The organism is Aurantibacter sp. (assembly GCF_042094015.1).
Lineage (GTDB): Bacteria > Bacteroidota > Bacteroidia > Flavobacteriales > Flavobacteriaceae > Aurantibacter.
Map to the genome: position 1 here is coordinate 1 of NZ_JBELDZ010000047.1, position 21504 is coordinate 21504.

At 29.3% G+C, this 21504-nt stretch carries 18 protein-coding genes; 12 read left to right on the forward strand and 6 right to left on the reverse strand.

Annotation, left to right across the window (positions count from 1 at the left end; all coding sequences use genetic code 11):
* Positions 1-138: 138 nt before the first annotated feature.
* From ACFDSN_RS08020 to tsaD, 4 genes are read right to left on the reverse strand one after another with little or no spacing between them, the layout of a single operon-like run.
* Positions 139-780 (reverse strand): DUF4159 domain-containing protein, encoded by a 642-nt coding sequence (locus ACFDSN_RS08020; protein ID WP_375239329.1) that lies wholly within the window; start codon positions 778-780, stop codon positions 139-141.
* A gap of 11 nt (positions 781-791) precedes the next feature.
* Positions 792-1496 carry a 16S rRNA (uracil(1498)-N(3))-methyltransferase gene (locus tag ACFDSN_RS08025; RefSeq protein ID WP_375239330.1) on the reverse strand — a complete coding sequence of 235 codons (705 nt, stop codon included), beginning with the start codon at positions 1494-1496 and terminating at the stop codon, positions 792-794.
* 3 nt (positions 1497-1499) lie between these two features.
* Complete coding sequence (locus ACFDSN_RS08030; RefSeq protein WP_375239331.1) at positions 1500-2132, reverse strand: peptidylprolyl isomerase; 633 nt, start codon at positions 2130-2132, stop codon at positions 1500-1502.
* 13 nt (positions 2133-2145) lie between these two features.
* Positions 2146-3168: a tRNA (adenosine(37)-N6)-threonylcarbamoyltransferase complex transferase subunit TsaD gene (gene tsaD, locus ACFDSN_RS08035; RefSeq protein ID WP_375239332.1), complete on the reverse strand. Its 1023-nt coding sequence runs from the start codon at positions 3166-3168 to the stop codon at positions 2146-2148.
* 102 nt (positions 3169-3270) lie between these two features.
* Between tsaD and ACFDSN_RS08040 the strand changes: the two genes are divergently transcribed.
* The 4 genes from ACFDSN_RS08040 to ACFDSN_RS08055 all read left to right on the forward strand — a co-directional run bounded on the left by ACFDSN_RS08040 (position 3271) and on the right by ACFDSN_RS08055 (position 10733).
* Positions 3271-7722: a translocation/assembly module TamB domain-containing protein gene (locus tag ACFDSN_RS08040; RefSeq protein WP_375239333.1), complete on the forward strand. Its 4452-nt coding sequence runs from the start codon at positions 3271-3273 to the stop codon at positions 7720-7722.
* A gap of 80 nt (positions 7723-7802) precedes the next feature.
* Positions 7803-8789 carry a 6-phosphofructokinase gene (gene pfkA, locus ACFDSN_RS08045; protein WP_375239334.1) on the forward strand — a complete coding sequence of 329 codons (987 nt, stop codon included), beginning with the start codon at positions 7803-7805 and terminating at the stop codon, positions 8787-8789.
* Between the two features lie 29 nt (positions 8790-8818).
* A complete protein-coding gene (gap, locus tag ACFDSN_RS08050; protein ID WP_375239335.1) occupies positions 8819-9820 on the forward strand; it encodes a type I glyceraldehyde-3-phosphate dehydrogenase in 1002 nt (333 codons plus the stop codon).
* A gap of 52 nt (positions 9821-9872) precedes the next feature.
* Complete coding sequence (locus ACFDSN_RS08055; RefSeq protein ID WP_375239336.1) at positions 9873-10733, forward strand: N-acetylglucosamine kinase; 861 nt, start codon at positions 9873-9875, stop codon at positions 10731-10733.
* A 2-nt stretch (positions 10734-10735) separates the two neighbouring features.
* On the opposite strand, the gene ACFDSN_RS08060 is transcribed toward ACFDSN_RS08055, so the two are convergent.
* Positions 10736-11116 carry a Rid family detoxifying hydrolase gene (locus ACFDSN_RS08060; protein WP_375239337.1) on the reverse strand — a complete coding sequence of 127 codons (381 nt, stop codon included), beginning with the start codon at positions 11114-11116 and terminating at the stop codon, positions 10736-10738.
* 15 nt (positions 11117-11131) lie between these two features.
* A complete protein-coding gene (locus tag ACFDSN_RS08065; RefSeq protein ID WP_375239338.1) occupies positions 11132-13831 on the reverse strand; it encodes a putative LPS assembly protein LptD in 2700 nt (899 codons plus the stop codon).
* A gap of 136 nt (positions 13832-13967) precedes the next feature.
* On the opposite strand from ACFDSN_RS08065, the gene ACFDSN_RS08070 reads away from it, so the two are divergent.
* The 8 genes from ACFDSN_RS08070 to ACFDSN_RS08105 all read left to right on the forward strand — a co-directional run.
* Positions 13968-15044 carry an N-acetylmuramoyl-L-alanine amidase gene (locus ACFDSN_RS08070; RefSeq protein ID WP_375239339.1) on the forward strand — a complete coding sequence of 359 codons (1077 nt, stop codon included), beginning with the start codon at positions 13968-13970 and terminating at the stop codon, positions 15042-15044.
* Positions 15045-15126: 82 nt separating this feature from the next.
* Positions 15127-16080 (forward strand): MlaD family protein, encoded by a 954-nt coding sequence (locus ACFDSN_RS08075; RefSeq protein WP_375239340.1) that lies wholly within the window; start codon positions 15127-15129, stop codon positions 16078-16080.
* Between the two features lie 12 nt (positions 16081-16092).
* Positions 16093-17436: a 4Fe-4S dicluster domain-containing protein gene (locus ACFDSN_RS08080; protein WP_375239341.1), complete on the forward strand. Its 1344-nt coding sequence runs from the start codon at positions 16093-16095 to the stop codon at positions 17434-17436.
* Between the two features lie 82 nt (positions 17437-17518).
* Complete coding sequence (locus tag ACFDSN_RS08085) at positions 17519-18310, forward strand: (Fe-S)-binding protein (protein ID WP_375239342.1); 792 nt, start codon at positions 17519-17521, stop codon at positions 18308-18310.
* 6 nt (positions 18311-18316) lie between these two features.
* Complete coding sequence (locus ACFDSN_RS08090) at positions 18317-18976, forward strand: hypothetical protein (RefSeq protein ID WP_375239343.1); 660 nt, start codon at positions 18317-18319, stop codon at positions 18974-18976.
* A 7-nt stretch (positions 18977-18983) separates the two neighbouring features.
* Positions 18984-19466, forward strand: a complete 483-nt coding sequence (locus ACFDSN_RS08095; protein WP_375239344.1) for an ABC transporter ATPase — start codon at positions 18984-18986, stop codon at positions 19464-19466.
* A 35-nt stretch (positions 19467-19501) separates the two neighbouring features.
* Positions 19502-20725: a phosphoserine phosphatase SerB gene (gene serB / locus ACFDSN_RS08100; RefSeq protein WP_375239345.1), complete on the forward strand. Its 1224-nt coding sequence runs from the start codon at positions 19502-19504 to the stop codon at positions 20723-20725.
* Positions 20726-20881: 156 nt separating this feature from the next.
* On the forward strand, positions 20882-21504 hold a 623-nt coding region (locus ACFDSN_RS08105; protein ID WP_375239346.1), incomplete at its 3' end, for a glycoside hydrolase family 3 N-terminal domain-containing protein.

A 21504-nucleotide genomic window follows, 5' to 3' on the forward strand; every position in this document is an offset into this window, starting at 1 on the left:
TTTTAATCCAGTGTTTGATTCAAAAACCATATACGATATTATAAAAAGAAACAACGCAATTGGAATAAAAACTAGGTATAATTTATTCCTTATTGTAGTATCTTGTTCTTCAAGTTCTTCTTCTGTATATGTCATAACTTAATTACCAAAAACATACTTCACAATATTTGCGCCCATTTGTAAGGCTTTAAGTCTAATGTTTTCTGGATCGTTATGGACTTCTGGATCTTCCCAACCATCGCCAAGATCGGATTCTACGGTAAGTAAAACAACTAATCTACCTTTATGAAACAAGCCAAAAGCTTGCGGACGTTTTCCGTCGTGCTCGTGAATTTTAGGTAATCCTTTAGTAAAATTAAATACAGAAGTAAAGATTGGATGATTTGCTGGTAATTCTACTAATTCCTGATTAGGATAAACATCTTTTAAGGCTTTAGTTACATAAGGCAACATACCATAATTATCGTCTATGTGAAGAAAACCTCCAGAATTAAGATAATTACGTAGGTTTAAAGCTTCACCTGAATTAAAAACAACATTTCCGTGACCTGTCATATGGACAAAAGGAAACTGAAACAAATCTGTACTGCCAACTTCTACAACTGCTGTTTTTTCGCTTATAGCTGTATCAATTTCAGAATTACAAAATTTCACCAAATTAGGCAAAGCTGTTGGGTTACTATACCAATCTCCACCACCATTATATTTTAAAACAGCAATATCTTGTGCGTTACTTATACAAAATAGAAGTAGAGCTAATATTGTAAATAATTGATTCATAAAAATAGTTATTACTCATTTACAAAAGCAACACTATGGCAAGCTACAATAGCCGCAGTTTCTGTTCGTAAACGTGTTTCTCCCAAAGTTACAGGAATAAAATTATGTTTTAATGCTAAATCTATTTCTTTTTTACTGAAATCGCCTTCTGGTCCAATTAGAATTAAATAATCCTGATTAGGTTTTAATTCTTTTTTAAGCGATTTTTTATCTGTTTCTTCGCAATGTGCTATAAATTTAGTTTGACTTTTAGTTTCTGCTACAAAGTTTTTAAATGAGATTGATTCGTTCAAAATTGGTTTGTACGCACTTAAAGATTGTTTCATTGCAGATTCTAAAATCTTCTCAAACCTTTCTGGTTTAATAATTTTACGTTCGCTATGATCGCAAATTATTGGTGTTATTTCTGTAATACCAATTTCGGTAGCTTTTTCCAAAAACCACTCGTATCTATCGTTCATTTTTGTTGGAGCAACAGCTAAATGTAAGCTGTATTTTGATGCTTTTTGTGTTGTGGTTTCAAGAATAGATACAGAACACTTCTTATCGTTAGCACTGTTTATTTCACATTTAAAAATAGAACCTTTTCCATTAGTAACAAATAATACATCTTGTTCTTTTTTACGTAAAACCTTAACAATATGCTTGCTTTCTTCTTTAGAAAAGATAAACGTATTATTAGTATCTGTAATTTCTGTAGAGTAGAAGAGTTGCATAACTTACAATTGTTCTACAACCTTTAATACTTTAACTTCCTTTATACGTCTAATAACATGTGTTTTCTTTACGATATAAAATTGGTTAGTTTCTTTGTTAGATACCATATAAATATCGTCAACTTTATGTCCAAGTATTTCATCTAAGTCTGCTAAAGTTGTTGGTAAATCTGTTATTTTAACCCAATTAGTATCTCCGCCTTTAAATGCATTCTTAGCATCAGAATATTTTTTTGCCAAATTTGCAAAAGTCTCTAATTGAGAATCGTGCTTAAGTAAAACTTTTTTGCGAATTAGATCTATCTCTTTCATAGAGTGCTTTTTACCATCAAGATATATATAGCTTAATCTGTAATGTGGATCGTTTGTTTTACCAACAACTTTAAAGTAAGTTTTTTCAAACTGAGTCCTAGTTGATGTAGTTGTTCCTTGTCCACCAGATAATAAATCCTGGGCTAATTTGCTTTGGTGATTTTCTTCATTAAAACGCATTATTTGGTAATGCTTTTTCTTTTTACCATCTACATAAGCTTCAGCTTGTTCTTCAGTTTCAATGTCTTTTAATTCTTTAGTTACATTTTGCGCAAAAGCTGTTAAGGAGAATCCTAAACATAAAGCAGATAAGAATAATTTCATAAATAATAATGTTTTAAAGTTTTAAACGTGAATTTACCATAACATTATGTTCGGCAAAATCGTTTTCTAAATATTTTAAATAGCCAACAATGCCAACCATTGCTGCATTATCTGTGGTATATTCAAATTTTGGAACATAAGTTGTCCAGCCAAATTTTTGTTCACCTGATTTTAATGCTTCGCGAATACCAGAATTAGCGGAAACTCCGCCACCAATAGCTATACGCTTAATGTTAGTTTGTTTGCTAGCTTTTTTTAATTTATCAATTAATATGCCAATAATAGTATATTGTATAGAGGCACAAATATCATTTAAATTTTCTGTAATAAAATTCGGATTATTTTTCACTTCTCTTTGTATAAAGTATAAAACTGCTGTTTTAAATCCTGAAAAACTAAAATTTAAACCATCTACTTTTGGTTTAGTAAATGTGTAAGCTTTTGGATTTCCTAATTTAGCACGCTTATCTATTTCTGGACCAGCAGGATAACCTAAACCTAATAACTTACCAGTTTTATCAAATGCTTCTCCAACAGCATCATCTATAGTTTCCCCAATAACTGTCATTTTAAAATAATTATCTACTTGAACAATTTGTGTATGTCCACCAGAAATTGTCATTGCTAAAAACGGAAACTCGGGTTTAGTTTGGCTTTCTTCATTTATAAAATGTGCCAAAATATGAGCTTGCATATGATTAACCGAAATTATTGGAATATCTAAACCATAAGCAAAAGATTTTGCAAAAGAAGTTCCAACCAATAATGCGCCCATTAATCCTGGTCCTTGTGTAAAAGCTACTGCATGTAGTTGGTCTTTTGTAACCCCAGCTTTTTTAAGTGCTTGATCTACTACAGGAACTATATTTTGTTGATGAGCTCTAGAGGCTAATTCTGGCACAACACCACCATAGTCGCGGTGTATTTTTTGTGTGGCCACAACATTACTTAAAATAGTATCGTTACATAGTATAGCTGCTGCAGTATCATCGCAAGAACTTTCTATTCCTAAAATATATATATTTTCTGAGTTCATTAAGCTTTTTTAGGCACAATAATTGTAATTTTGAAACAAATTACGCAAAACATTATAAGGTTTACAATTAAATTGTAGCTTTAATTATTAAAAGAAATTTAGTTGATTAAAAGAATTCTAAGAGCAATAGGGAAAATAGCGGCAATTATTGTGCTGCTCTTTATTATTTTGGTGCTTTTCTTTTCTATTCCAGCTGTACAAACACGTCTTGGACAGTATGTTACTAATCAACTAAACAAAGATTTTAAAACTAATATTTTTGTAGATAAAGTTGGATTACAATTTAATGGTGATGTAGAGCTAAAAGGTATTATAATTAAAGATTATAAGCAAAATGATTTAATTATAGCAGAAGAATTAAATACTTCAATCTTAAACATTAAAAATTTATACGAAGGTAAATTAAACTTTGGTGATATTGATATTGAAACACTTCTGTTTCATATTAGAACTTATAAAGGAGAAAAAGATACAAATCTTGACATTTTTGTTGCTAAGTTTGATGAAGACAATCCTAAACCTTCGTCAAATAAGTTTCTTTTGTCTAGTAGTGATGTAACTTTTACAGATTCTAGATTTATTTATACAGATGATAATCTTGAAACGCCTAGAGTTTTAGATTTCACCAATCTTGAGCTTAATGGTACTAATTTTTTAATTAATGGAAGTGATGTTGAAACAAGAATTAATACACTTTCTTTTAACGATTCTAGAGGTCTAAGAGTAGATAATTTAATGTCTAATTTTAAATATACTATAAAGGATATGGTATTTAAAGATTTAAACATTAAAACACCAAATTCTCAATTAAAAGGCGATTTAAAATTTAGCTATAAGCGTGAAGATTTAAAATACTTTGTAGATAAGGTAAATGTTGAAGCTAATTTTACAAATTCTAAAGTAGATTTAAACGAGCTTAATGTTTTTTATAATGAGTTTGGTAAAAATCAAACCGCTAATTTTAATGCTAATTTTACAGGAACTTTAAATAATTTAAATGTTTCTAAAATAGATTTAAAGACTAATAAAAACACTATTATTAAAGGAGATATTGTTTTCGAAAACTTATTTAGTAAGGCAGAAAACGATTTTAAAATGATTGGAGATTTTAAACAATTATCTTCTAATTATAATAAACTTCATAACATGCTGCCAAATGTTTTAGGCGAATCTATTCCAGAGATATTTTCTAAATTGGGTAGTTTTACTGTTTCAGGAACTTCTACTATTACAAGGCAAAACATTATAACAGATTTAATAATGAATACCGATATTGGTTTTGTTAAATCTGATTTGGTTATAAATAATGTAAACTCTATAGAAGATGCAACTTATAAAGGAAATCTTATATTAAAAGAATTTAATTTAGGTGTTTTATTATCCGAAGAATTACTAGAAACAACTAATCTAAATCTAGATATAGATGGAAAAGGTTTTAAAAAAGAAAACCTAATTTCTAATTTAGACGGACAAATTAAAAGCATTGTTTATAATAAATATAGTTATGAAAATTTAACTGTAAATGGAAAATATGCTCAGAATAAATTTAATGGAGAACTAATTAGTAGTGATAAAAACTTAAAACTTAATTTTAAAGGAATTGCAGATTTCTCTAAGCACAAAAGCTATTTTAATTTTGTTGCAAACGTAGATTATGCTAACCTAAAAGCGCTTAATTTTTATAACAGAGATAATACTTCAGTTTTTAAAGGTGTAGTTGATATAGAAATGACAGGTTCTAATGTAGACGATGTAATTGGTGATGTTTCTTTTTATGATACAACGTATTTAAATGAAAATGATAATTACCAATTTAAAGACTTTAAAATAAAATCTCAGTTTATTGAGAACCAAAGATTGATTTCTATAAATTCTCCAGATATTATGGAAGGCGAATTAAGAGGGCAATTTAAGTTTAAAGATTTACCAGCTCTGTTTGAGAATTCTATAATGAGTATTTATACTAATTATAAACCTATAAAATTAAAAACCGAACAATATTTAGATTTCAACTTTAAAATATACAATAAGGTAGTAGAAGTCTTTTTTCCAGAAGTTAAATTAGGAAAGAAAACCTTTGTAAAAGGAAAGGTAGAGAATAATGCCAAAGCATTTAAGCTAACTTTTAAATCGCCTAGAATAAAACTTTTAGATTATTTTGCTAGTCAAATTGAAGTTCAAGTAGATAATTCTAATCCACTTTTTAATACCTATATAGAAATAGATAGTTTAAATACTAAATATTATAATATATCTAAGTTTAACTTAATTAACGTTACAGTTAGTGATACTTTATATATACGTTCAGATTTTACTGGAGGAAAATCAAATAAAGATAAATTCGATTTAAGCCTTTATTACACCTTAGATGAAAATAGCAAATCAGTTTTAGGGTTTAAGAATAGTGATATTACCTATAATGACACTAAATGGTCTATTAATAAAGCTTCTAACCGATTAAACAGTGTTACTTTTGATCGTGATTTTAAAAATTTCGATTTAAAAGAATTTCTTATATCTCATAAAAACGAAGAAATTAAGCTTCAAGGACTAGTAAAAGAAGATTATTATAAAGATTTAAAATTAAATTTTAAAAACGTAGAGCTTGGCAAACTTCTTCCTGAAATAGATAGTGTTACATTTGCTGGTACTATAGATGGGAAACTAGAATGGTTTCAAAACAAGAGTGTTTACAAGCCAAATGCAGATTTAAACATTAATCAATTAAAAATTAACAACCAATTATTAGGGGATTTTGAAACTAAGATAGAAGGAAATAATAGTTTGTCTAATTATAAAGTATTTGCTAAAATAAAAGAAGATAAAAGAAATACTTTTGTTACAAACGGTACAGTAGATATTTCTGATGCTAATTCTAATATGAATCTTAAATCAGATTTTAAGAATTTTAGTTTAGAACCTTTAAATCCTTTCTTAGATGGTGTTTTAAGAGATATTAGAGGTTTTGCTAACGGAAGTGTAAATATAACAGGTAAAGCAAATAAACCAAGTTTTAATGGGCAATTAAAAATAAATAAAGGTGGTTTAGGTATTCCAGAATTAAATGTAGATTTTAAATTCCAAGAAAATGCGTTGGTAGAACTATATGATCAAACCTTTGACTTTAAAAATATTGATATAACAGATTCAAAGTATAATACTAAAGGCTTACTAAAAGGAACCATTAGCCATATTAATTTTAATAAATGGAGTTTAGGTTTAGATGTTTCAACTGATAGATTACTAATTCTAGATACAAAATATTCAGAAGAAGCTATTTATTTTGGAACAGGATATATTTCTGGTAATGCTCAGATTTTTGGACCAACAGAAGGATTAACTATTAAAGCTGAAGCAAAAACAGAACCAGGAACTATATTTAATATCCCTTTAAATGATAACGAAAGTTTTGGAGATAACTCATTTATTCACTTTTTATCTAAAGAAGAAAAAGAAGCAAAACAAAAAGGAATTGAACTAGTTATAGTTAAAACTAAAGGCTTAGAAATGGATTTTGATTTAGATATAACTGAAGATGCAAAAATTAGTATTGTTATAGATAAATCTTCTGGAAGTACTATTACAGGTAGAGGAGCAGGCTCTTTGTTATTTGATATTAATACTAATGGAAAGTTTAATATGTATGGTGATTTTGTTATATACAAAGGCGATTATAACTTTTTATATGCTGGTTTAGTTGAGAAAAAATTTATTGTAGAGCCTTATGTAAGTACTTTGGCATGGAATGGTGAACCGTTTGATGCCTTAATTAATATTAAAGCCATATACAAAACTAGAGCAAATCCATCACCATTGTTAGATAATCCTATTAACAGAAGTATTCCTGTAGAACTAGAATTGGAATTAACAGATCGTTTAGAAAAACCAGAAATAAATTATCAATTTAATTTTCCAACAGTAGAATCTACAGTAAAATCTGAATTAAATTATAGGTTAGATTCTAAAGAAGAACGAGAAAATCAAGCATTATTTTTATTAGCATCTGGATCTTTTAATAGTGGTTTTGCTAATGTTAACATTTCGGGAACTTTAACCGAGCGTTTAAATGGATTAATAAACGGGATTTTTTCAGATCAAGATAATAAATTACAATTAGGCTTAAATTATGAAGCAGGGCAAAATAGACCAGATTATCAAACTGACAATAGAGTTGGTGTAACGCTTCAAACCAAATTAACAGATAGAATTTTAATTAACGGTAAAGTTGGTGTTCCAATTGGAGGAGCAAGTGAATCTGTTATTGCTGGAGACGTTCAGGTGGATTTTATTTTAAACGAAGAAGGTACATTAACTGCAAAAGTTTTCAATAGAGAAAATAGTATCCGTAATTTTGGAGAAGAAATTGGTTACACGCAAGGAGTAGGCGTTTCTTATAATGTAGATTTTGATACTTTTGGTGAATTGCTTCGTAAAATATTTGTATCAAAGAAGAAGCGTGAGGAAGAAGAACGTAAAAAACAGGAAGAAGAATTAAAAGAAACTGAAAAAGATAATCCTTTACCAGAAGGCATAATTATAAAACCTAAAAAATAAAATTTGGTGTTTATAATAATTAAATTTAAGAGATTTAATTTGTCATTTTCTTTATTACATTTACTAAATAACTATAATTTATGTCATCTAATATAAAAAAAATAGCAGTTTTAACTTCTGGAGGAGATGCTCCAGGAATGAATGCAGCAATTAGATCTGTTGTAAGGAGTTGTGCTTATTATAATATTGAATGTGTTGGTGTTTATAGAGGTTATGATGGAATGATAGAAGGTGATTTTAAATCGCTAAATGCAAGAAGTGTAAAAGGAATAATTAATAAAGGCGGAACGTTTTTAAAATCTGCTAGATCTAAAGAATTCAGAACTGTAGAAGGTCGTAAAAAAGCACATTCTAACTTAATAAAAGAAGGTATAGATGCTTTTGTTGTTATTGGAGGCGATGGTTCTTTTACAGGTGCTTTAATATTTAATAAAGAATTTAATTTCCCAATTATGGGGATTCCAGGAACAATAGATAATGATATTTTTGGAACATCACACACATTAGGATATGATACAGCATTAAATACTGCGGTAGATGTTATAGATAAAATTAGAGATACTGCAAGCTCACATAATCGATTATTTTTTATTGAAGTAATGGGAAGAGATGTTGGACATATTGCATTAAATGTTGGAATTGGAGCAGGAGCAGAAGAAATTTTAATTCCCGAAGAAGATTTAGGGTTAGAACGATTATTAGAATCTTTAAAGCGAAGTAAAAAATCAGGTAAAACCTCAAGTATTGTTGTAGTTTCTGAAGGTGATAAAATTGGGAAAAATGTATTTGAATTAAAAGACTATGTAGATGAAAATTTAATAGAATATGAAACTAGGGTTTCTGTTCTTGGACATATGCAACGTGGTGGAAACCCTTCTTGTTTTGACCGTGTTCTAGCAAGTAGAATGGGCGTAAAAGCAGTAGAGAGTATTTTAGAAGGTAAATCTAATTATATGGTAGGTTTGTTGAATGATAAAATAGAGATTACCCCTTTAAACGAAACTATTAAAGGAAAATCAAAAATAAATAATGAATTAATTCGTGTGTCAGATATAATGTCTGTTTAGCATAAACGAAGAAAAAAATAAAAAATAAAATGTCAAAATTAAAATTAGGAATAAACGGATTTGGTAGAATAGGTAGAATTGTATTTAGAGCTACTATAAAACGTAATAATGTAGAAGTAGTAGCAATTAACGATTTGTTAGATGTTAACCATTTAGCTTATTTATTAAAATTTGATTCCGTACATGGAAGGTTTGATGGTACAGTAGAAGTTAAAGATGGAAATTTAATTGTTAATGGAAAAACCATAAGAGTAACAGCAGAAAGAGATCCCAAAAACTTAAAATGGGATCAAGTAGGAGCAGATGTAATTGCAGAATGTACAGGTGTTTTTAAAACCTTAGAAACAGCTAATTACCATATTTTAGGTGGAGCAAAAAAAGTGGTGATATCTGCGCCAAGTTCAGATGTGCCAATGTTTGTTATGGGCGTAAATGATAATGAATTAACCTCATCTCAAACTATTGTTTCTAATGCATCATGTACTACAAACTGTTTAGCACCTTTAGCAAAAGTCATTGAAGATAATTTTGGAATAGAAGAAGCATTAATGACAACTATTCATGCTGCAACGTCTACACAATATACGGTAGATTCTCCTTCTCGTAAAAATTACCGTTTAGGTCGTTCAGCAATAAATAATATTATTCCTACAACTACTGGAGCTGCTAAGGCTGTAGGGAAGGTAATTCCAAAATTAGAAGGAAAAATTACTGGAATGGCTTTTAGAGTTCCAACTGCAAATGTATCTGTAGTAGATTTAACTGTTAAAACTAAAAAAGAAACGTCTTTAACAGAGATTAAATCTGTTATAAAGAAAATTTCAGAAACTTCCATGAAAGGTGTTTTAGGATATACAGAAGAAGCTGTGGTGTCCCAAGATTTTGTTAGTGAAACACAAACAAGCGTTTTTGATGCAGATGCTGCTATAGAGCTAAATTCAAAGTTTTTTAAGTTAGTCTCTTGGTATGATAATGAATTTGGATATTCTAATAAATTGGTGGATTTAGTTGAAAAAATCAACACTTTGTAATGTATATAAATACTTTTCTAGTTAAAAAAAGTTTCATTTAAACCTATATGCTATGATTTTAATTGTTGATAGTGGTTCTACTAAATCTGATTGGATTGCAATAGATAATGATGGTAATAAACTATTTGACAAAATAAAAACCAAAGGATTAAACCCAGCGATTTTATCCGAAAAGAAAATAAAGAAAATAATTAAAAATGAGAAAAAGCTCAAAGCTAATCGTAAGAAAGTAACTCATCTTTATTTTTATGGTGCAGGTTGCGGTACAGAAACGCCAAGATTAACACTAAAAACAGTATTTAAACAGTTCTTTTCTAAAGCAAAAGTAATTATCAAAGAAGATACTATGGCTGCAGTTTATGCAACTATAAATACACCAAAAGAAGCAGCTATTGTTTGTATTTTAGGAACTGGATCTAATTGTAGCTATTTTGACGGTAAAGTTCTTCATCAACGTGTAAGTTCTTTAGGTTATTCTATTATGGATGATGGCTCGGGTAACTATTTTGGAAAACAGTTATTACGTGAGTATTATTTTAATCATATGCCTAAGCCAGTTAGAGATTCTTTTGAAGAGAATTATAATTTGGACGCAGATTATATTAAATATAATTTATATAAAAAACCTAATCCAAATGCGTATTTAGCTCAGTTTGCTGAATTTATGATTTTAAATAAAGAGTCTAAGTATATTAAAGAATTAATAAAAACTGGAATACGTTCTTTTGCCAAAAACATGATACTACAATACACAGATGAATTAAAAACAGTACCAGTACATTTTGCTGGTTCTGTAGCTTTTTTCTGTCAAGAAGAAATAAGGGAAGTTGCTAAAGAATTAGGTTTTAAAACAGATAATTTTATTAGGAGACCAATTGATGGCTTAGTTAGTTTTCACAAAGTAAATAAGTAGTTTTATTTGGATGCAATTACACTGATTTCTACGTTAACAAACTTAGGAAGATTAGCGACTTCAACAGTTTCTCTAGCTGGAGCAGTATTTTCATCAAAGTAATTAGCATAAACAGCATTAATTTTAGAAAAATTATGCATATCACTAATAAAAATAGTTGTTTTAAAAACGTCTTTAAAAGTCATGTTAGCAGCTTCTAAAACAGCTTTTACATTTTCCATAACTTGAGTTGTTTCTGCTTCAATAGTATCTAAAACAAGCTTGTTAGTTTTTGGATTTATTGCTATTTGACCAGAAGTGTATAAAGTATCACCTTTTAATATGGCTTGGTTATAAGGGCCAATAGGAGCTGGTGCATTATCTGTTTTTATGATTGTTTTCATTCGCTTTTTTTATAATTATAAAAACTTGTCTTGTTTTCTTCTAGCTTCATATTTTAAGTCTTTTAAAACACTAGACGTAATACCTACAAAGAAGTTCCAACGGTTGTAAGTACCAAAAGGTACCCAAGAAAAATTCATTTTCCAACTTAATAAATCTCTACTAAAGCGAAGTTGTGTTAAACCAAAACCTTGATTTTTAAAATCGTAACTAGAAGATCCTCCAATACTCCATTTTGGAGCAATATCTATATCTCCAGAAAACATTAATGAATGAGACGAAATTTCGTTTTGTCTAGCAGAATTCGAGTAATTTACGGCATAAGCAAAACGTAAACTCCAAGGAATTTTATAGTTATAGAATTCACTTTCAACCTCTTCTTTATCTTCCTCCTTATCACTAAAGCCTTGATCTGCAAAATCTTCTGACACACCAAATAAATCATCATCTCGTCCACCACCAAAAAGTCTTTCGTTTCTAGATGCATCAGAGGTGTTATCTTTTTTGTCGTTCCCTTTACTTGAAAGACTATAACTTAATGTCATATTAGCACTTGTTAGTCTAAATAAACTACCATTGTTGTTTATATTAAAAGTATTTATTCTGGTATTGTTATTATCTAAAGCATAAGGGTCAAGAGTTGCTCCAAAGTTTATATTCATTTTTTTATCAAACAAAGCAGTTCCTCCAGTCATTCTAACTGGACTCCATTTTAAAGAGTCTCCTGCAACATTATATGAAGTAGAAAAATTTAGGTTGTTTAATAATATAAGTTTTTTAGGTTCTAAAGCAGTAGTGTCTCGATCACGAACTTTGGCTTCGAAATTATTAGATAAAGATAATCCAACAGAACTTGAAAAGGTTTTATTTGGAGTTCCAAAAATCCCACCTTCAAATCGAGTGTATTCACTTTTTGTTACTCCATCCGCTGTAATAACTTCAAATTCATCATAATAATTGTCGAAAGCTGGATTGATGTTGTAGCTAATACTTGGTCTCATAACATGCCTAATGGCTTGTATACGTTTACCTTCTTCTTTTTTATCAAAATTAAACATTCCATAAATAGTGGTACCAATACTTGTACTAAAGTTGTATGTTCTAAAAGCATCAAACCCATTTATGTCTTCTGTAACGGTTTCTTCTGTATCTTCATTATAAGATCTAGAAATTGTATTTGCTGTCCAGGTTTCATCAAAATTTGCATTAGCACTAACACTAAAATGTTTAAAGACCTTAAAGTTAGTAGATAAAGGAATGCTATGTTTTGCTCCAATTTGTGCATCATCAAACATTTCAGATTTAAAAAATAGAGAATCTGTTGTTGTAATTCTATTTTCTGCTCTTACGTTATATTGTACATTAATATTTTGAATAGCACCTTTTTTAGAGCCTTCCTTTGGAGCTAAAGGGAAAATTCGACCAATACTTCCTTGAAAAGTTGGTAAGGTCATATTTATAGCTTGTGTTTGAGTATTTTGACTATGTGTTGCTGTAAGACTTAGATTGACTTGCGGTTCTCCTTGAAATGTTTTAGAATAAGACACAGAAGAGGATAATGAGTTGTTTTGAGTATTGGGTAAATTAATTTGATTAATAGATTCTTGATAATAGGTACTACTACCTAAGTTAACTGATGCTGAAAATCGTGAATTAGGATTAGCTTGTTGAGCTTGGCTATGAGCCCAACGTAAATTGTAAATTTTTGTTTTAGAATAATCAGGAAAACCACGTTCACTATTGATTAGGTTTTCATATCTAAACCCAAAGCTGCCATTAAACTTATACCGAACATTATATTTAGTTTCTACACGTAAACCATAACTACTATTAGTGTAATAGTCACCTAAAACTGCTAAGTCAAAATAATCACTAATAGCAAAATAATAACCACCATTTTGTAAAAAATAACCACGATTCCCGTCTTCTCCAAAACTAGGAAATATAACACCAGAAGTTCTTTTTGTTGTCATTGGAAAAAAAGCAAATGGTAAACCTATTGGAGTAGGAACATCGTAAATAAATAAATTTGTTAAACCAGTAACTACTTTTTTGCCTTGTACAAACTTTCCTTTTCTAATTTTAAAATAATATTCTGGATCGTCTAAGTTCTCTGAAGTTGTTAATTTAGCATCAGACATATAATAGACAGAATCATTAACACGCTTAGTTAATTCGGCTTTAATATTCATACCTTGTTGTTCGGTAACAGAATTCCAAATTAATGCTTTTTTTGTGTCTATATTAAATCTAATAGAGTCTGGCTCTACAATATTTTCACCTTGCTTAAAATATGGTCTTTGTGTGTAAGCACCTGTGGAATCTTTTAATCTACCTGCATAAACTTCATTTTTATTAAAATCAATGACAATAATACCAGATTTAATTTGCATATTATCGTAGTAGACTTCAGCTTCATTATATAAATATAGTTTTTGCTCTTTTCTATTTAATGAAGTATAATCTTTTGCAGTATATTTTACAGAACTAGCCAATAATTCTTTTTTAGGTTTTATGGAATCATTTAATGTAGAGTCTTGTTCTTTTAAAACTGGTGTTATGTTTTTTAAAGAATCTAAATTTACTGTTTCAATTTCAGTTTTAGGTTCTGCAGAAATAGCCCTATTAGATTTTGGGATTTCTTGAGCATAGCTACATATGTTAATAAACCATGTAAAACTTAAAGCTAAAAGTATGTGGATTCTGTTTGTATGCAATGCTTTTAAATGTATTTTTGTAAAAGTATGGCTTGATTATTGAAAAGTCAAAACTACATATATTTTTTGTGATTAATTTTAGTATTCATAAAAAATTAATATTTAAGTTAATCTTGTTATTTAGTCTTTAATACTTATGAAAACGACACCAATATATCCTTTATTATTATTTATAGTTTTATTAACGTTTTTAAATCCGTTTAATACTTATGCTCAAAACGATAAGTTTGTTGTTGTTTTAGATGCCGGACATGGCGGACATGATAAAGGTAAGCCTAATAAAAAAGGATTTCATGAAAAGGATATAGCACTTTCGGTTGTTTTAAAAGTAGGTAGATTACTTGAAAAAAATAAAGACATTAAAGTTATTTATACACGAAAAACAGATGTTTTTGTAGATTTATTTAAAAGAGGTAAAATTGCAAACGAAGCAAATGCTGATCTTTTTGTGTCTGTACATTGCAATGCCGCAGCATCTATTCAAGCTCACGGAAGTGAAACGTTTGTTTTAGGTGTTCACAGGAATCAAACTAACTTAAATGTAGCTAAAGCGGAAAATTCAGTAATTTATTTGGAAGATAATCATCAAGAAACATATAAAGGTTATGATCCTAATAGACCAGAATCTTTAATTGGCTTAACTTTAGCTCAAGAAGAATACCTTGATCAAAGTATTTTATTAGCTTCTTTGGTTGAAGGACAGTTTAAAGATAATTTAAAAAGAAAGAGTAGAGGAGTAAAACAGGCAGGTTTTATTGTATTACATCAAACTGTTATGCCAAGTATTTTAGTAGAAACAGGTTTTGTAACCAACCCAAGCGATATAAAGTATTTGAGTAGTGTAAATGGTCAAAACAAATTAGCAGAATCTATTAGTTCTGCTGTTTTAAAGTATAAGTCTAGTTTGTATGTAAATAATTCTGAACCAGAAATTAATAACAATTCATCTTCTGATTCTATGGAATTAAACCCAGATAGTAATATGGTTTATAAAGTTCAAATAGCAGCAAGTAAAAATGATTTAGCTGCTAAATCGTATAACTTTAAAGGATTAAAAACTATTTCCAAGGAGAAAACAGGAGCTATTTATAGATATTTCTCAGGTGAAACGTCTAGTTATTCAGAAATAGAACGATTAAAAACCGAAGCTATAAACAAAGGTTACAAATCTGCATATATTGTTAGTTATAAAAACGGAAAACGTATTAAATAAAACTAAGTTTTAAAATCTTATAAATTACAAGGAAAAGTTCTATTTTATTTCTAATTTTGTTAGCAATCAAAATAAAAGCAATTTGAAACTTTCTTTAGAAGTAAAAACAGCACTTTTAGTAATCTCTGGAATTATATTATTCATTTTTGGATATAATTATCTTAAAGGTGAGAATTTATTAGAAGTCTCTGATAAATATTACACATCATTCGATTTTAATGGATTAAAACCTTCGGAACCTGTTACTATTATGGGTAATCCAATTGGTAGAATTGTAAATGTTGCTTACGATTTTGAGTCTGGAAAAACAAAAGTATCCTTTACGGTAGATAATAAGTTAGTATTTTCAAATAAATCAAAAGTACGTTTGTATCAACAAGGATTAATGGGTGGAAATGCTTTGGCTATTATTCCTTCAGAGATTGGAGAACAAGCCAAACCTGGAGATTTTTTAGAATCTGAGGTAGAAAAAGACTTAATACAATCATTATCTAGTAATTTTTCTGGATTAAGTTCTGGTTTAGATGTAACACTAAAATCTGCAGATTCTTTATTAATCGGATTAAACTCGTTAGTTAAAGACGATTCTGAAAAAGGAATTAAAAACGTTATAGCCGAATTAAACGCTACACTTAAAGGTTATAAGAACTTATCATATAACATAAATGGTTTAGTTAAAAAGAATGATGAATCTCTAACTACTATTTTAACTAATTTCAAAACCACTAGTGAAAGTTTAGCTACTCTAACTAAAGATTTAGAAAAAGCAAACCTTAAAGAAACCATAGCTAAATTGGATAGCGCATTAACTAAAGTAAACGGATTAATGGCTGGATTAGAAAATGGAGATGGTTCTATGGGGAAACTTTTAAAAGACGATAAGCTTTATAATAATTTAGAAGGCGCATCTAAGCAAATGGAACAATTACTTCAGGACTTAAAGTTGAATCCTAAACGTTATGTAAATATATCTGTTTTTGGAAGAAAAGCTAAAGTTTACGATGCAGAAGGAAACGAAATCAAAGACAAAAAATAAACTAAACCAACTATGGGAATAATTTCTAACTTACTATTTGCAATAGCTCTAATCATAGGATTTGGTTATTTTGCTAAAAATGTAAAATCTTTAGTTCGTAATATTAAACTAGGTAAAGATAAAGACATATCGGACAACAAGCCACAACGTCTAAAGAATATGATAAATATTGCTTTAGGGCAAAGTAAAATGGTAAAACGTCCTGTTTCTGGATTTTTACATGTTGTAGTTTATATTGGTTTTATAATAATAAATATTGAGGTCTTAGAAATTATAATAGACGGACTTTTTGGAACTCATAGAATAGGATTATCTGTTTTACCTGTTTCTGTTTATGGTTTTTTAATTGGGACATTCGAGGTTTTGGCTGTATTAGTTATAGTTGCAGTTATCGTTTTTTGGATAAGACGTAACGTAATTAAAATAAAACGTTTTTTAAGTTCAGAAATGAAAGGTTGGCCAAAAAGCGATGGAAATATTATTTTATACTTTGAAGTTGTTTTAATGTCACTATTCTTAATAATGAATGGAACAGATTCTACACATATTATTGAAGCTACAGGGACAACTTTTCAGGGCTTAAATTCAGGAAATATAATTAGTCAGTTTATAGCGCCTTTATTCTCAGGATTATCAGAAGGAACTTTACATGTTATAGAACGTAGCGCTTGGTGGATTCATATTTTAGGTATTTTAACGTTCTTAAATTACTTATATTATTCAAAGCATTTACATATTCTATTAGCATTTCCAAATGTATATTACGGGAAATTAACACCAAAAGGACAGTTTCCAAATAATCCAACAGTTACAAAAGAAGTTATGTTAATGATGGATCCAGATGCAGATCCATTTGCTGCTGCACCAGAAACAGAAGGTGAAGAAGAACCTGAAAAATTTGGAGCAAGCGATGTACAAGATTTACCTTGGGTAAACTTATTAAATGCATATACATGTACAGAATGTGGACGTTGTACTAGTGAATGTCCTGCAAATCTTACGGGTAAAAAATTGTCTCCTCGTAAAATTATGATGGATACTAGAGATCGTTTAACAGAAGTTGGTAAAAATATAGATGCCAATAAAGGTGTTTTTGTGCCAGACGGAAAACAATTATTAAACGATTACATTACTCCAGAAGAACTTTGGGCTTGTACCAGTTGTAATGCTTGTGTAGAAGCTTGTCCAGTAAGTATAGATCCTTTAAGTATAATTATGGAAATGCGTAGTTATTTAGTAATGGAAGAAAGTGCAGCGCCAACAGAATTAAACAACATGATGTCTAATATAGAAAATAATGGAGCGCCTTGGCCTTACAACCAACAAGATCGTTTAAACTGGAAAGACGAAGCTTAATTAATATTTTAGATATTTAAGTAATAAAAATAATAAGTTGGACTTAATTTATATGATTTAAGTTAAAAAAACTTTAAACACTATGAGCGAGCAACTAAACGTGCCAACTATGGCAGAATTAATGGCAGAAGGAAAGCAACCGGAAATTTTATTTTGGGTTGGTTCTGCTGGAAGTTACGACGATAGAGCAAAAAAAATAACAAAAGCCTTTGTTAAACTATTAAACAAAGCTAATGTGAATTTTGCCGTTTTAGGAACCGAAGAAAGTTGTACAGGAGATATAGCAAAACGTGCAGGAAATGAATTTTTGTTTCAAATGCAAGCTGTAATGAATATAGAACTTCTTAACGGTTACGAAGTAAAAAAAATTGTGACTTGCGATCCGCATTCGTTTAATTGTTTAAAAAATGAATATCCTGGATTAGGAGGAACTTACGATGTAATTCATCATACACAATACATAAAAGAATTATTAGATTCTGGAAGGTTAGAAGTAAAAGAAGATACGTTTAAAGGAAAACGAATTACATTTCATGATCCTTGTTATTTAGGAAGAGCAAATAACGAATATAATGCACCAAGAGACGTTTTAGCAAAAACTAAAGCGACTTTAGTTGAAATGAAACGTTCTAAAAACACAGCTTTATGTTGTGGTGCTGGTGGTGCACAAATGTTCAAAGAACCTGAAGCAGGACAAATGGATATTAACGTGTTAAGAACTCAAGATGCGTTAGAAACAAAACCAGATATTATTGCTACTGGTTGTCCATATTGTAATACCATGATGAGTGATGGTATTAAGTTTAAAGAAAAAGAAAACAGCATTGTTGTAAAAGATATTGCAGAACTAATTGCTGAAGCTAAAAATTTATAAATTGATATGAGAAACTTATTAGTATTAACCTTATTACTATCATCATCTTTTTTATTTAGTCAAAATAAGTCTAGAGATGAAGTTTTACAACTTATAACAGAAGATGTTTGCGAATGTATTCAGAAAAAATCTAAGAAATTCACTAAAAAAACAACGTCAGATAGAAAAAAAGCAGTTTTAGGGCTTTGTTTAATAGAAAGCTATAATGTTAGAAAGAAATTAAATAAAAAAATGAATAACGCTTCAGTTGATTATGGTCAAATTGGTGAAGAAGTAGGAGTTTTATTAGTTGATGTTTGTCTTGATGATTTTATGAATCTATTTTCTGAAGAAGAGTTAATAGATGTAGTAGAAGAAGAGTTTTTAGAAGAGGATAATGAAAATACACCACCGCAGCCGACATTAAAAAAAGAATCAGATTTAATTATTAAAGGCGAATTAATAGCTGTAAAAAATGATGCTGTTTCTTACTTTATTGTAAAAGATTCATTTAATAAAGAGCATATTTTTATTGTGAAGAATCAAATTAATGGTTCTGAATTTTTATTAGCAGATAATATAGACAAGACAATAACTGTATATTATACTTTAGAATATTTCTATGATTTAAGCGAAAACGGTTATACTAAAAAGAAGGTTGTAACATATATTGAATTAGATAAATAAAAATCACGTGCTAGTAGATTTCAATACATTACCAGAAGAATCTAAAGTTTGGGTATACCAAGCAAATCGTTCATTATCAGAGACTGAACTAGAAGAAATCACGTCTAAGTTAAATATATTTGTAGAAAATTGGGCCGCTCACGGAACTGGTTTGGAAGCTGGATTTGACATTCGTTATAAACGTTTTATTATTCTTGGTGTAAATCAAGCCAATCAAATCGCTACAGGTTGTTCTATAGATGCCTCAGTTCATTTTATTCAACAGTTAGAAAAAGAATATAACATAGATTTAATGGATAAGATGAATGTATCTTATAAACAAGGAGAATTTGTCGCTTATAAAACATTAATCGACTTTAAAAAGATGGCTAAAGATAGAGCTGTTACTGGTAAAACAATTGTATTTAATAATTTAGTAACTACAATAGGCGAATTTAACGAAGCTTGGGAAATTCCTGCTAGCGAATCTTGGCATAATAGATTCTTTTAAATAACACCTCTAATTGCTATAAAACATTAGTATAAATGGCAAGCGATATTTTTTTACTAAATATTTCAGGACAAGACAAACCGGGATTAACAGCTTCTTTAACTAATGTTTTAGCAGAATATAATGCAAAAGTACTAGATATTGGTCAAGCTAATATTCACAATACGTTATCCTTAGGTGTTTTATTTCAAATTGAATCTGGAGATAAATCTGCTGCAGTTTTAAAGGAACTATTATTTAAATCTTATAAGCTAGGTGTTTCTGCTAATTTTAATCCTATTTCAATAGAAGATTACGAAAAATGGGTGAATCTTCAAGGTAAAGACAGATATATTGTAACAATTCTAGGCGAAAAATTAGCAGCTAAATCAATATCAGAAGTCACAAAAGTTATTTCTGATAAAAACTTAAATATAGATGCAATAAAGCGTTTAACAGGGCGAATTTCTTTAGTAAAAAAAGACGATTATCCTAGAGCTTCTATACAATTATCAATTCGTGGTGAAATAAAAGACAAATCGGAAATCACTGCTAAGTTTATGCAAATTTCTAAAGAACTAAATGTAGATATTGCTTTTCAAGAAGATAATATATATCGTAGAAATAGACGTTTAGTGTGTTTTGATATGGATTCTACTTTAATACAAACCGAAGTTATAGACGAATTAGCAGAATTAGCTGGCGTTGGAGCAGAAGTAAAGGCAATTACAGAATCTGCTATGCAAGGCGAAATTGACTTTAATAAAAGTTTTAAACAACGTATGAAGCTTTTAAAAGGTCTTAGTGAAGATGTTTTACAAGATGTTGCCATTAATTTACCTATTACAAAAGGCGCAAAACGCTTAATAGACACCTTAAAATCTTACGGATTTAAAACCGCAATTTTATCTGGCGGATTTACTTATTTCGGACATTATTTACAAAAAGAATTAGGTATAGATTATGTGTTTGCTAATCAGTTAGAAATAAAAGATGGCTTATTAACAGGTGATTATTTAGGAGAAATTGTTGACGGAAATAAAAAAGCAGAATATTTAAAAGAAATTGCTAAACAAGAAGGTATAAACATTAGTCAAACCATTGCAGTTGGTGATGGTGCTAACGATTTACCAATGCTTAACCTTGCAGGCTTAGGTATTGCATTTCATGCCAAGCCTAAAGTAAAAGATAACGCACAAAGCGCTATTTCTAGTATTGGGCTAGATGGTGTTTTATACCTTTTAGGTTATCATGATAGACATATTGATTTAATTGAGTAGGTATTCTTTCTAATTTATAAATTACTCCTAAAAGATTACATTATTAAAGTTAACAACTTTCTTCATAAAATATATATAAAAGGCTTTATTTAAAAGGCGAGAAATACTAATTTGGCATAGATTTAGTTCTTAACAAAAAGAATCAAACCTTTATTTATGCGAAATTTACTAATGCTACTGTTTTCAGTAGTTACTATATATACTGCTTTTTCTCAAAATACACCAAATCCATTATTAGCTTCAAACCCAGAAGCTCAAAAAAAATGGGTGGATAGTGTTTATAACACATTAAACCTTAACGAAAAAATTGGCCAGTTGTATATGATTCAAATTTTTTCTAATCAAGATGCAGCAACACATAGAAAAAATGTTGCATTAATTAGAGATTATAATATTGGAGGAATAATATACTCTAAAGGTGGACCAGTTAGACAAGCCAAATTAAATAATAGTTTACAAGCTATGTCTAAATTACCACTACTTGTTGGGATGGATGCAGAATGGGGTTTATCTATGCGCTTAGATTCTACGTTTTCTTTTCCTTGGAATATGACTCTTGGTGCCATAAAAGATCCAAAATTAATAGAAAAAACCGGTAGACAATTAGGTGAGCATTGTAAACGTTTAGGAGTACATTTTAATTTTGCACCAGTAGTAGACATTAACACAAATCCAAGAAATCCAATTATTGGAAATAGATCTTTTGGAGAAGATAGAGATAATGTTACAGAAAAAGCATTGGCTTTTATGTCAGGAATGCAAAGTGTTGGTGTTTTAGC

What these genes read in the sequence shown, in the direction of transcription:
- ACFDSN_RS08030 (WP_375239331.1), bottom strand. Translation starts at nt 2,132, where the DNA reads ATGAAATTATTCTTATCTGCTTTATGTTTAGGATTCTCCTTAACAGCT.
- ACFDSN_RS08085 (WP_375239342.1), top strand. Translation starts at nt 17,519, where the DNA reads ATGAGCGAGCAACTAAACGTGCCAACTATGGCAGAATTAATGGCAGAA.
- ACFDSN_RS08055 (WP_375239336.1), top strand. Translation starts at nt 9,873, where the DNA reads ATGATTTTAATTGTTGATAGTGGTTCTACTAAATCTGATTGGATTGCA.
- ACFDSN_RS08090 (WP_375239343.1), top strand. Translation starts at nt 18,317, where the DNA reads ATGAGAAACTTATTAGTATTAACCTTATTACTATCATCATCTTTTTTA.
- pfkA (WP_375239334.1), top strand. Translation starts at nt 7,803, where the DNA reads ATGTCATCTAATATAAAAAAAATAGCAGTTTTAACTTCTGGAGGAGAT.
- ACFDSN_RS08080 (WP_375239341.1), top strand. Translation starts at nt 16,093, where the DNA reads ATGGGAATAATTTCTAACTTACTATTTGCAATAGCTCTAATCATAGGA.
- ACFDSN_RS08020 (WP_375239329.1), bottom strand. Translation starts at nt 780, where the DNA reads ATGAATCAATTATTTACAATATTAGCTCTACTTCTATTTTGTATAAGT.
- gap (WP_375239335.1), top strand. Translation starts at nt 8,819, where the DNA reads ATGTCAAAATTAAAATTAGGAATAAACGGATTTGGTAGAATAGGTAGA.
- ACFDSN_RS08070 (WP_375239339.1), top strand. Translation starts at nt 13,968, where the DNA reads ATGAAAACGACACCAATATATCCTTTATTATTATTTATAGTTTTATTA.
- tsaD (WP_375239332.1), bottom strand. Translation starts at nt 3,168, where the DNA reads ATGAACTCAGAAAATATATATATTTTAGGAATAGAAAGTTCTTGCGAT.
- ACFDSN_RS08025 (WP_375239330.1), bottom strand. Translation starts at nt 1,496, where the DNA reads ATGCAACTCTTCTACTCTACAGAAATTACAGATACTAATAATACGTTT.
- serB (WP_375239345.1), top strand. Translation starts at nt 19,502, where the DNA reads ATGGCAAGCGATATTTTTTTACTAAATATTTCAGGACAAGACAAACCG.
- ACFDSN_RS08060 (WP_375239337.1), bottom strand. Translation starts at nt 11,116, where the DNA reads ATGAAAACAATCATAAAAACAGATAATGCACCAGCTCCTATTGGCCCT.